Below are 12,041 nucleotides of genomic sequence, written 5' to 3'. Positions count from 1 at the left end.
CACAGAGGTAATGCCGCTTCTTTCTTTCCGCATTTTTCTTAATAATATGGTGAAATCATAATGTAAACAAGTACACCGGTAAAGCTAACATAAAGCCAAATCGGCATTGTTATGCGTGCGATTTTACGGTGTTTCTCGACTTGCATATTTAATCCGCGCGCCGTCGATATGAGCGCAAGCGGAACGATGACCGCAGATAATACGATGTGCGTAATTAAAATGAAATAATAAATGAAACGTAAGATGCCTTCCCCGCCATACGGTGTCGACTCTGTAAGTGCATGATACGTTACGTATGAAAGCAAAAAGAGCGTGGTCGTCGTGAACGCTGCAAAAATGTAACGGCGGTGACGTTGAATATTTTTTTGTTTAATCGATACAAGGGCTGCAATGAGGAAAACGAACGTAAAACTGTTTAATACGGCGTTTAAAAACGGCAAAAACGTTAAATCAACGTCGCTTAATCCTTTATATTCCGGCATAAAATACAAAATCGCAACGATTGCATTAATTACAATCGTAAGTGTGACAATGACCGGCGTATAATTACGCTGTTTTACTTGATGAGAATTCACCGAAATCACCCCTTTGTCACTTTACATTTTATAGTACTATTGTTTGTCTATGCTTTATTGTAGCTTATTTTTTACTATTGATACAGTAAAAGTCTGCAACAGATTGTGAAAAAAACATGAATCATTAAATTTTCTATATCGTTTTGTGAACGTGAGCCGATGTTTATAGAGAGAAAAATATACAACAATTCTATAGAATAGATCATGAAATTGTTGCCAATTTATGATGATTCTTGGATATTAACTCCTATTTTGTGGATGGATAGTAAATTTATTCATAGTATGTGGAAACTTTATGAATAAAATTGTGACGAATTGATGAACTTTAAGTGAACCGTTGCGCGTATCTTTTGTACCTCTGATATTATAAAAACGATACTGATAGGTCTTATTCTTTTTTGATTCAATTCACGAAGCAGAAAGGATTTCTGCTGTTAGAACAGGCGGATGGGTAAGAGAGGAGATGAAGCAAAGTGAAGAAACAAAAGCTGCTACGTCGGGTTGTATTCTTCATTATGGCAGCTTTGGCGACAATGTTGTTAGCCGGGTGTGAGAACTATATTGTTCTGAATCCGAAAGGACCGGTTGCTGAAACACAATATCGATTAATTATTATCTCAATCATCTTGTGTCTTGTTGTCGTCATTCCTGTTCTGGCTATGCTCGTGTATGTTGTTTGGCGTTATCGAGATAAGCCAGGTAATAAAGCGCCTTATACTCCGGAATGGGTAGATAGTAAGACGCTTGAAATTGTTTGGTGGGGAATTCCTATTGTTATCATCGCTATTTTGGGCTTTTTCACGGTAAGGGACACATTTGCACTTGCCAAACCTCAAGATCCTGAGACTAAACCGCTGACGATTCAGGTGACTTCACTGGATTGGAAATGGTTGTTCCAGTATCCTGAACAAGGGATTGCAACAGTCAACTATATTGAGATTCCGACAGGAGTTCCTGTTCAGTTCGTAGTGACTTCGGATGCCCCGATGAACTCATTCTGGATTCCGCAGTTAGGCGGACAGACATATACGATGCCTGGAATGGCAATGGGTCTTTCGTTGAAGGCTAATGAACCGGGCGAGTATTTTGGATCGGGTGCGAACTTCACAGGAGAAGGATTCGCTCATATGCAATTCAAAGTCGTTGCAAAATCGCAAGCAGAGTTTGATAAATGGGTACAAAGTGTAAAACAGACAGCGCCTGCTTTAACCAAAGATGGTTATAAAGAGCTGGCAAAACCAGGTATTTCTGATAAGCAATTCTACTCATCCTTCCCGCCGGAATTGTTTAAAGAAATCGTAGATAAAAACGGTGGCCAATATTATAAACAACATGAGCACCATATGAAGATGAATCAGAACACGAATCATGGTGACATGAATCATGATGCAAACCAGCATATGGAGCATGGAGCAAATCAACATGAGATGTCCGGTATGAAGGCGGACAAATAAAGTCAAAGGAAGGGGGAAAACCGTATGTTAGAGAATATCAAAAACTTCGCCTCCCAGTTCTTTGTGACGGGAGATCCATTAATTTATGGTGCGGACGTTTCGATTGTACTCACCACTCTTGCTATTGTCTTTGTTCTTACGTATTTCAAGAAGTGGGGCTGGTTGTGGCGCGAATGGTTAACAACCGTTGACCATAAAAAAATCGGTATTATGTATATCATCGCGTCGTTATTGATGCTGTTCCGTGGCGGGGTGGATGCCCTGTTAATGCGCATACAATTAGCGTTCCCTAATATGCCTTTTCTACACTCCGAACATTACAATGAAATTTTTACAACACACGGAACGATCATGATTTTATTCATGGCGATGCCGTTTATGTTCGGTTTGTTCAATATTGTCGTTCCGCTACAAATCGGAGCGCGTGACGTTGCGTATCCGTTCTTGAACGCTGTAAGTTTCTGGCTGTTCTTCTTGGGAGCAATGCTCTTTAACATATCGTTCGTAATTGGCGGTTCTGCGGATGCAGGCTGGCTTAGCTATCCGCCATTATCTGAAAATCAATTTAGTCCGGGACCGGGTCAGAACTTCTATATCTGGGGTATTCAGATTTCCGGTATCGGTAGTTTGGCGACGGGTATCAACTTTATCGTCACCATTTTAAAAATGCGTGCTCCGGGCATGAAATTGATGGATATGCCGTTGTTTACTTGGTCAGTAATGGCTAGTTGTATCATGATCATTTTCGCGTTCCCGGTGCTGACAGTAACTCTTGCCTTGTTGTTTATTGACCGTTTTGCGGGTGCCCACTTCTTCACCATTGATGGTGGCGGTAACCCGATGATGTATATTAATCTCATCTGGATATGGGGACACCCTGAGGTATATATCGTTGTCTTACCGGCGTTCGGTATTTTCTCTGAAATTGTAAGTACGTTCTCAAGAAAGCCGATCTTTGGTTATACGTCCATGGTATTCGCCATGATGATTATTAGTGTTCTCGGTTACTTTACATGGGTTCACCACTTCTTTACCATGGGTGCCGGTGCTAACGTTAATGCTTTCTTTGCGGTCACGACAATGGCGATTGCTATTCCTACAGGGGTTAAAGTATTTAACTGGCTGTTTACAATGTTCCGAGGAAGGATTCGGATGGAGCAGCCGATGCTGTGGACCATCGCTTTTATCCCGTGCTTCCTTATTGGTGGTGCAACAGGCGTTATGCTGGCAGTTGCTCCGGCGGACTATCAATATCATAACAGCTATTTCCTAATCGCCCACTTCCACCAAGTATTGATTGGTGGCGTAGTTTTCGCTTATGTGGCTGGATTGATTTACTGGTGGCCGAAAATGTTCGGTTTCAAATTGAATGATCGCTTAGGAAAATGGGCGTTCTGGTTCTGGAATATTGGTTTCTATGTATGTTTCATGCCGCAGTACGCATTAGGCTTTATGGGTATGACTCGACGCCTTTATACGTACGGTAACTGGGATTTAGGTTGGGCACCGCTTAACCTGTTGTCTACTATCGGCGCGTTCTTAATGGGTATCGGATTTATTTTCCAAGCATGGCAAATTATTTACAGCATCAAACATGGTGAGCGTGATGTAACAGGAGACCCATGGGATGGACGTACGCTGGAATGGTCAATTCCGTCTCCGGCACCGCATTACAATTTTGCCGTAATTCCTCATGCAGCAGGTAAAGATGTATGGTGGCGGATGAAGGAAGAAATGAAGCAAGGAAAGGCGAAACAAGAAAAGCCGAAACTTGAGCCAATTCATATGCCGAAAAACTCCGGAATTCCATTTGTGATGGCAGTTTTCTGGTTTATCGCTGGATTTGGTTTTACGTTTGCTCCGACTGACATTACGTTCGGTGAAACGAAACTTACGTTTGTCTGGATTTCGATGGCTGTTATCGGCTTGCTTGGCGTAGGTCTTTGCATGCTAGCCCGTTCTTTCCAATACGACACAGATTACTACATCCCGGTTGACGAAGTGAAACGTACCGAAGCATCGTTAGGGAGGGTTGTATAATGGCACAAGCAGTATCCCATCATGAACATCATCATCATGAGGATCACGAGTCCTTAAAAGTTTTGGGATTCTGGATTTTCCTTGTGACGGACTGCCTCTTGTTCGGTACTTTGTTTGCGACTTACGCCGTATTGTACACGCATGCAAACCCTGGGCAGACAGGCAAAGAATTGTTTGAAGTTCCAGTGTTTGTTGCTGAAACGTTTATTCTGTTAACAAGTAGCTTTACGAGTGGCTTGGCAACATTAGCCATGCATAAAGGGAAGCTTAAGAGTCTAATTGGTTGGTTGATCGTTACAGCATTATTGGGTTTAGCGTTTGTAGGCTTAGAAATAGATGAGTTTATTAAGCTGGCTCATGAGGGAGCGACGATTTCAGCCAGCGCTTTTCTCTCAGCATTCTTTACGTTGGTTGGTACGCACGGTCTTCACGTTTCCATCGGTTTGATATGGATGGTAGCGATTATGATCCAATTAGGCCGCTATGGAATTAATGAAGTGACCAAACGAAAAGTAACGATTATTGGATTGTATTGGCACTTCCTTGATGTTGTTTGGATTTTCCTCTTTACGGTTGTTTATCTGCTGGGGGTGATGTAAGATGTCGCAGCAAGAGGCTCATGGTTCAACAAAAGCGTATATTATCGGGTTTATCTTATCGATTGTATTAACCATCATTCCTTTGGTATTGGTACTCAATCATATGATGAGCCGGACTGCACTCTTCGTGACCATTATGGTAATGGCGGTTCTGCAATTTGCAGTGCAGCTGTTCTTCTTCATGCATATCAGAGAAGGAGAGAAGCCAAGATATAATGTGATGGCGTTAGTGCTTGGCATTGTTTTCGTTGTTACAATTGTAGCTGGCTCTATTTGGATTATGACATTTAACTCTCAAGTTCAATTTGCTTAATCATAAGCTTCACAGGACTTGGGAAATATAATTTCTATTAGTGTTTATATCTCTGTGCAGCTTTGGTTGCACAGAGATTTTTTATTTTTGCAAGCACAAAAAAAGCCTTCGTCTTTTCAAGCGAAGGCTTTTTTTGTGCTATTTGGTTGCAACTACCTGCTCTTGTAGATTTTCGTTCTTTCCAGGACCGAACAGGCGGTAACCAGCATGGTTGGTTGGCCCAACGTATTTATTCAGCGGGAATGAGTGGCGGATCGCTTCCGTAATGAATGCTTTAGCCACTTCAATCGCTTCGCGCGGAGATTTGCCTTTTGCTAGCTCAGCGGTAATGGCCGCGGAGTATGTGCATCCCGCACCGTGCGTGTAAGTTGTGCCAATACGATCCGATTCTAGAATTTCGAATGTTTTACCGTCGTACAGTACATCTACGGCAGATTCGTGTTCGAGTTTTCCACCGCCTTTTACAATTACGTATTTTGCGCCTTTCTCATGGATTTTAGCAGCTGCTTCTTTCATTTGCTCGACGGTTTTAATCGGACCAACGCCGCTTAGTTGCCATGCTTCAAACAAGTTCGGTGTAACAACGAGTGCCTTCGGCACGAGCACGTCGCGCAGACATTCATTTGTTTCTGGATGCAAAGCTTCATCCGCGCCTTTACATACCATAACTGGGTCGACGACCACATTTTTAATGGCGTATTTTTCGATTTTGCTGGCTGCCATTTCGATAATATCGATAGAACCGAGCATGCCTGTTTTCAACGCGTCTACGCCGATACCAGCAAGTACGGTCTCGAGCTGTGCTTCCAGCGTTTCAATAGCAATAGGAAACACATTATGAAACCAATTGTTATGCGGATCTTGCGCCACGATAACAGTAAGAGCCGTCATTCCGTATACGCCGCGCTCCTGGAATGTTTTTAGATCGGCTTGCATGCCAGCGCCGCCGCTTGTGTCGGAACCGGCTATGGTTAAAGCTTTGTACATATTCATGTTATGGATATCCCCCTTAAATCTGTATAAATAAAAGGATGTTCTATAATGTTTCCCGCTTGTTCAAAATCTGCGGGAAAAGGCATAACTTGTAAAAGTGTTATGTGTATTTTGAATTTATATTACATAATAAAAGTATAACAATACAAGATAACAATATAACAGTTGTCTTGTTCCACGACTGTTTTGCAGGTTTATCTGTGGAAAATAGACGTTTTCGGCAATGTTTTAGTCTGAAGGTGGCTTAGCGCACAAAATTCGCGCTTTTTGCCCTGAATCTCTATTAAAATCTTGAGGATTGAGGGGAAAGATGGTATGTTTTTTATATAATTAAACAGTGGTCAATTAATGGTGGGGTGATCATTTGGCAGCCAGAAAAGCGGTCGAACAGGAATTGACAAGAGAACGAATTTTAGACGTGGCAAGGGAATTGTTCGTTACGCATGGGTACCGGAACGTTTCCATGCGGCAAATTGCAAGAGAACTAGGCTATAGCCACGGTTCGATTTATTATCATTTTCAGAATAAGGCTGAACTTTTTTATGCGCTTGTAAGAGAGTATTTTTCTTTGCTTGATAAGAAGCTAGAGACGATCATGAGAAAGCCAGGCCATTCTCTGGAGAAGCTAGAGGAAGTATTGCTTGGTTTTATCGAGTTCGGATTTACCCATCAGAGCCATTATGAAATTATGTTTTTGATAAAAGATGATGAAGTGAATCATTATCTGTGTCAGGAACCGACGATAAGCTACAATAAATTTGCGGATTTAGTGCATAAGCTGAGTGATGGCCGTGCGGATAGCACCAAGATTTGGTCGTTGTTTTTGTCATTGCACGGTTTTGTTTCCCATTATTGCAGGTCAGGTCAGACGTTTGCTGATGTAGAAACGATGGCGAAAGCGCATGTCGGTTTTTTGCTCAAAGGCTTGGGATTGTTTTTTAACAATAATTGAACAGTGGTCAATAAAAGGAGGCTAATTTATGAAAAAAGCGCTTGTATTAGGAGCTTCAGGCGGAATGGGGTACGCGCTCGTCCATGAATTGGTGGCTCGGGGAATTGAAACGGTAGCTTTTGCAAGAACAAGGGAAAAGTTAGAAAAGCTGTTCGGACATATGGAACAAGTTACGATTATTTCAGGAGATGTGTATCAGGTGGAAGATGTTAAAGAAGCGGGGAGAGGAGTTGAAGTAATCTTTCACACAGTGAGTGTTCCGTATCATGAGTGGGAAAAAGGACACCCTACCATTATGCGAAATGTCGTGGAAGCAGCTGCTGCTAACTGCTCAAAAATCGTACTGATTGACAATATTTATGCATATGGCCGAGGAAACGGTCAACCGATTACTGAAGAATATCCGAAGCGACCGCATACGAAAAAAGGCAACATTCGCCTGCAAATCGATCACATGGCGAAGGACGCGCATCGTCAGGGAATTCCGGCGTTAATCGTTCATTTTCCTGATTTTTATGGTCCGAATGCTACCAACACTCTCCTTTCCTATACGCTGGAGTCAATGGTTGCTGGAAAAAAGGCTGCATTTGTAGGAAATCAGAACGTAAAGAGAGAATATATTTTCACTCCGGATGGAGCGAAAGCAACGGTAGAACTGGCGCTCAGGGAAGATGCTTACGGGCAAAACTGGAATATTCCAGGGTACGGTGTGATTTCTGGACGCGAAATTATTTCTATTGTGAAAGAGATAACTGGCTATAGCCGGAAGGTCGGCACGATTGGCAGAGGAATGATAACATTGGCCGGTTTATTTAGCAGGATGATGTGGGAAGTAAGAGAAATGATGTATTTAACGGAAGAGCCGGTTGTTTTATCGGGTGCAAAATATGAGAAACATATCGGGCCATTGCCGAAAACTTCCTATGAAGAAGGAATAAGGCAAACATTGAGTTTTATGAAGGGAGTACGAACATAAGCGATGATTTTGATTGGCTTAACCGGTTGGGGGGATCATGATCATTTATACGTTCAGAAAATATTGAGTCGGGATAAGCTGAAGGTATACAGTACTCATTTTCCGATTGTAGAAGTGGACAGTTCATTTTATGCTGTGCAACCAGTTAAGAACTATGTAAAATGGGCGGAAGATACGCCTCAGGGGTTCTCTTTTATCGTAAAGGCGTACCAGGGGATGACTGGACATTTAAGGGGTGAGAATCCGTTTGAAAGCATCGGTGAAATGTTTGACGCGTTTAAAAATTCGATTGTGCCGTTAAGGGAAGCAGGTAAATTAAAAGCGGTACTGTTCCAATACCCTCCATGGTTTGATTGTACCCGCAAAAATGTGGATATTCTCCGGTATACCAAAGATAAGATGGAAGATATTCCGGTAGCGCTTGAGTTCAGGCACCAAAGTTGGTTTGCGCCGAAAATGCGGGAGCGAACGCTCGCATTTATGGAGAAGGACGGCTGGATTCATAGTATCTGTGACGAGCCGCAGGCAGGCGTTGGTTCGGTTCCGACTGTGTTGCATGCTACAGACAGGAATGTAACAATTGTGCGATTTCATGGCCGCAATGCGGCGGGTTGGCATAGTAGCGGACAACCGAATTGGCGGGAGGTGCGATATTTGTACCGTTATAGCACGGAAGAGCTAAAGGAATGGAAAGAAAAACTGGAATTGCTGCAAAAGCAAACGAAGGAAATTTGTGTCATATTCAATAATAATTCCGGCGGCGATGCTGCCGATAATGCGAAAGAACTGATGGAGCTTCTTGGGGTAGAATACGATTGGTTAGGCCCACGCCAGTTAAAGTTTTTTTAAAGATGTTAATTTGAAGGGGTGAAAAATATGGTACATAAACTTGAATTGAGAACGTCACAGCGTGATCAATTTATTGAAATTACGGATCGGGTACGTAAGATTATCGAACAAGAAAATGTACGTGACGGAATGGTGATCGTATATTGTCCACATACGACAGCGGGAATTACAATTAATGAAAATGCAGACCCGGATGTGGTGCATGACATGCTGATGCGCCTTGATGAAGTATATCCGTGGGAACATTCAAAGTATCGGCATGCGGAAGGCAATTCTGCTTCTCATTTGAAAGCGAGCACGATGGGGGCGTCGCAGACTGTGCTGGTGGCGGACGGAAATCTAATACTCGGCACATGGCAAGGTATTTATTTCTGCGAATTTGACGGCCCACGCCGTCGTACTTGTTATGTGAAAGTTCAAAAAGACTGACGGTAGCGCATTTCAGAGTCTGCCTCGCTTTTGAAAGCAGCACCCTTGGCTTATTATAAAAAGAGAAAAAAAGAATTGAACATGGCGCAGAAGAACCTCCGTTTTTCAAACATGGATATCAGCGAATGAGGTGATAAATCGTATGAGTAGCAATACGGACGAGAAACGTTACGAACTTGCGACGTTCGCAGGTGGTTGTTTTTGGTGCATGGTATCGCCATTTGAAGAAATGCCTGGCATTATCAAAGTTGTATCTGGCTATACAGGCGGGCATAAGGAAAATCCGACATATGAAGAGGTATGTTCCGATACAACCGGACACTATGAAGCGGTGCAAATTACGTTTGAACCAGATGTATTTCCGTATGAGAAACTGTTGGATATTTACTGGCGCCAGATTGATCCGACCGATCCGGGCGGCCAGTTCTACGACCGGGGACAGTCGTACCAGACCGCCATCTTTTATCATAACGAAGAACAAAGAAGGAAAGCGGAAGCATCTAGAAAAGCGTTGGAAGAAAGCGGCCGCTTTGATAAGCCGATCGTAACGAAAATTCTTCCGGCTTCGACATTCTATCCGGCGGAGGAATACCATCAAAATTACCATAAGAAAAATCCGTTGCACTACAAAATGTATCGCCGCGGTTCTGGACGTGAAGCGTTTATCGAGAAGCACTGGAGCAAAGAGCGGGATAAAGACCTGTTAAAGAAGCGGTTAACTCCGATGCAGTATGAAGTTACCCAGAACAACGGCACAGAGCCGCCATTCCGCAATGAATACTGGGACAACAAGCGGGAGGGCATCTATGTGGATATCGTGTCTGGAGAGCCGCTGTTCAGTTCGCTTGATAAATTCGATTCCGGTTGCGGCTGGCCGAGTTTTACAAAACCGCTACATGAAGAAAATATCGTCGAAAAGCCGGATTACAGTCACTTTATGATTCGCACCGAAGTGCGGAGTAAAGGCGCTGATTCGCACTTGGGCCATGTATTTGATGACGGCCCTGCGCCTACGGGATTACGTTATTGCATTAATTCTGCCGCGCTTCGGTTTATCCCCAAAGAAGAGTTGGTGAAAGAAGGATACGGCCAGTATGTAAGCCTGTTTGAGAAAAAAGAATAGCCGCCCCCCGCAGCACGATACAGTATAATTGCATTGCGCCTTTTGAAGGCGCATTTTTCTTGTGCAAAATAATATAACGAATGTAAATAGTTTTTTCATAAGAAAAATAATTTTGCATAATCACAGTAAGTAAGTAAATTAAAAAAATGAATGTAAAATATTTTTTGAAAAATTTTTCCTGTTTTCCTGTTATTGCATAGTATATTTATTCATAATTTGGCATTATTATTGCTTGAATTTTATATTGACAATAAAAAATTATATTAAATTGGTAATTATATTATTATTTACCAAGAGAGACGGAAAGAGGGGCGATACTGTTTGAAAAGTGTAACGGAAATTATCGGGGCAGTAACGGAATGGATATGGGGTCTACCCATGATTTTGTTGCTGCTGTGCGGCGGACTTTTTCTCACGTTTCGCTTAGGATTTTTTCAAATTCGTTATTTGCCGCATATTCTGCGACAAACATTTGGAAAGATGTTTAAGAAGAGCGATGAACCAGGCTCAGTGACACCATTTCAAGCCGCAACGTCCGCTTTGGCTTCTACAGTGGGAGCTGCGAATATTGTCGGCGTGCCGGTTGCTATCATCCTTGGCGGTCCGGGTGCCGTATTTTGGATGTGGATTGTATCGTTTATCGGTATGGCTACGAAATATTCGGAAGTCGTGCTTGGTGTTAAGTACCGGCAAAAAAATGCAGAAGGCGATTGGGTTGGCGGTCCGATGTATTACATTGAAAAAGGGCTTCGCTGGCGATTTGTCGCTTGGTTGTTCGCCTTCGGATTGATGCTGGAAATTGCCGCAAGTACGATGGTGCAGACCAATTCGATTTCTACGCTGGTAAAAAACTCATTTGATGTTCCGTTATGGGCGACGGGAATTGGGGTGATGGCGGTTGTCACGTTAGCCACATACGGAGGGATTAGGAGAATTGGACAAGTTACAGAAAAGCTTGTGCCGCTTATGGTTTCCATTTATTTAATTGGAGCTTTGCTTGTGCTTATTTATAATGCAAAACATATTCCGGAAGCGTTTGCACTAATTTTTACGCACGCTTTTATCCCGATTTCCGCCGTGGGTGGTTTTGCGGGTGCGGGTATCGCTGCCGCTATCCGATGGGGCCTGGCACGCGGCATTTATTCTAATGAAGCGGGAATGGGAACAGCGCCTATCGCTCACGCAAGCGCTAAGACGGATCACCCTGCCAAACAGGGAATGTGGGGCATTTTTGAAGTTATCGTAGATACGATGATTATATGCACGATGACCGCGCTTATCGTATTGACCTCCGGAACGTGGAAAACGTTGAAAGCGGAGCAGGCTTCTTCTATGGTGGCGGAAGCGTTTGGACAAATCTTTGGTCCCTCGCTGGCCAATATGCTTCTTTCCATTGTCCTGTTCCTATTCGTTATCTCAACGGTTATCGTCATTGTATATTATGGTGAGAAGCAAGCGGAATATTTGTTTGGTACCGCATTTTCTAAGATTATGCGCCTTGTATATATCGGTGCGATTATGGTAGGCGCTGTCGGCGGCCTGCAATTTATCTGGCAATTTCTTGATTTGCTACTGGCGCTCATTGTTGTACCGAACCTTATCGCCGTCTTGTTCTTAAGCGGAGAAGTGCGAGCAATTACTAGAGATTATTTTACAAAGTTGAATAGGCCAAGAAATAAGAAAGCGGAAGAAGAGAGACAAATGATAAAGGAAGCGCAATAAACAAAGGAGAGACATC

Annotated in this window: 12 protein-coding genes; 10 read left to right on the top strand and 2 right to left on the bottom strand. The window is 43.0% G+C overall.

The annotated features are described in order from the left end of the window. Positions 1 to 38: 38 nt before the first annotated feature. The gene (locus K3F53_RS18400) at positions 39 to 575 is read right to left on the bottom strand and encodes a DUF420 domain-containing protein (protein WP_057897268.1); all 537 of its coding nucleotides are present in this window, start codon (positions 573 to 575) and stop codon (positions 39 to 41) included. Positions 576 to 1,048: 473 nt separating this feature from the next. Here K3F53_RS18400 and K3F53_RS18395 point away from each other — a divergent pair, with 473 nt between their 5' ends. The 4 genes from K3F53_RS18395 to cyoD are packed head-to-tail and all read left to right on the top strand — an operon-like array spanning position 1,049 to position 4,981. Then, the gene (locus tag K3F53_RS18395; protein WP_091260548.1) at positions 1,049 to 2,029 is read left to right on the top strand and encodes a COX aromatic rich motif-containing protein; all 981 of its coding nucleotides are present in this window, start codon (positions 1,049 to 1,051) and stop codon (positions 2,027 to 2,029) included. Positions 2,030 to 2,053: 24 nt separating this feature from the next. Continuing rightward, positions 2,054 to 4,069, top strand: coding sequence for a cytochrome aa3 quinol oxidase subunit I (gene qoxB / locus K3F53_RS18390; protein ID WP_057897269.1), 2,016 nt, complete (start codon positions 2,054 to 2,056; stop codon positions 4,067 to 4,069). Continuing rightward, on the top strand, positions 4,069 to 4,668 hold the full coding sequence (cyoC, locus tag K3F53_RS18385; RefSeq protein WP_057897270.1) for a cytochrome o ubiquinol oxidase subunit III: 600 nt from the start codon (positions 4,069 to 4,071) through the stop codon (positions 4,666 to 4,668). Before qoxB ends, cyoC begins: the two co-directional genes overlap by 1 nt. A gap of 1 nt (position 4,669) precedes the next feature. After that, complete coding sequence (gene cyoD, locus K3F53_RS18380) at positions 4,670 to 4,981, top strand: cytochrome o ubiquinol oxidase subunit IV (RefSeq protein ID WP_057897271.1); 312 nt, start codon at positions 4,670 to 4,672, stop codon at positions 4,979 to 4,981. A 138-nt stretch (positions 4,982 to 5,119) separates the two neighbouring features. On the opposite strand, the gene pdxK is transcribed toward cyoD, so the two are convergent. Beyond that, positions 5,120 to 5,974 (bottom strand): pyridoxine/pyridoxal/pyridoxamine kinase, encoded by an 855-nt coding sequence (gene pdxK, locus K3F53_RS18375; RefSeq protein WP_175493589.1) that lies wholly within the window; start codon positions 5,972 to 5,974, stop codon positions 5,120 to 5,122. A 364-nt stretch (positions 5,975 to 6,338) separates the two neighbouring features. On the opposite strand from pdxK, the gene K3F53_RS18370 reads away from it, so the two are divergent. From K3F53_RS18370 to K3F53_RS18345, 6 genes are all read left to right on the top strand, one after another. After that, positions 6,339 to 6,926: a TetR/AcrR family transcriptional regulator gene (locus K3F53_RS18370; RefSeq protein WP_057897272.1), complete on the top strand. Its 588-nt coding sequence runs from the start codon at positions 6,339 to 6,341 to the stop codon at positions 6,924 to 6,926. Between the two features lie 28 nt (positions 6,927 to 6,954). Then, positions 6,955 to 7,902: an SDR family NAD(P)-dependent oxidoreductase gene (locus K3F53_RS18365; protein ID WP_220559223.1), complete on the top strand. Its 948-nt coding sequence runs from the start codon at positions 6,955 to 6,957 to the stop codon at positions 7,900 to 7,902. Positions 7,903 to 7,905: 3 nt separating this feature from the next. Continuing rightward, positions 7,906 to 8,751: a DUF72 domain-containing protein gene (locus K3F53_RS18360; RefSeq protein WP_057897274.1), complete on the top strand. Its 846-nt coding sequence runs from the start codon at positions 7,906 to 7,908 to the stop codon at positions 8,749 to 8,751. Positions 8,752 to 8,778: 27 nt separating this feature from the next. Beyond that, entirely contained in the window at positions 8,779 to 9,180 is a 402-nt protein-coding gene (locus tag K3F53_RS18355) for a secondary thiamine-phosphate synthase enzyme YjbQ (protein WP_057897275.1), read from the top strand. Positions 9,181 to 9,322: 142 nt separating this feature from the next. After that, the gene (gene msrB, locus K3F53_RS18350) at positions 9,323 to 10,303 is read left to right on the top strand and encodes a peptide-methionine (R)-S-oxide reductase MsrB (protein ID WP_057897276.1); all 981 of its coding nucleotides are present in this window, start codon (positions 9,323 to 9,325) and stop codon (positions 10,301 to 10,303) included. 321 nt (positions 10,304 to 10,624) lie between these two features. Further along, the gene (locus K3F53_RS18345; protein ID WP_220559222.1) at positions 10,625 to 12,025 is read left to right on the top strand and encodes an alanine/glycine:cation symporter family protein; all 1,401 of its coding nucleotides are present in this window, start codon (positions 10,625 to 10,627) and stop codon (positions 12,023 to 12,025) included. The last annotated feature ends 16 nt before the right edge of the window (positions 12,026 to 12,041 follow it).

This window comes from Aneurinibacillus thermoaerophilus (assembly GCF_019603355.1).
In the GTDB taxonomy this organism is placed as follows: Bacteria; Bacillota; Bacilli; order Aneurinibacillales; family Aneurinibacillaceae; genus Aneurinibacillus; species Aneurinibacillus thermoaerophilus.
The sequence above is the reverse complement of the archived record's forward strand: the minus strand, read 5'-3'. Positions and strand labels throughout refer to the sequence as shown.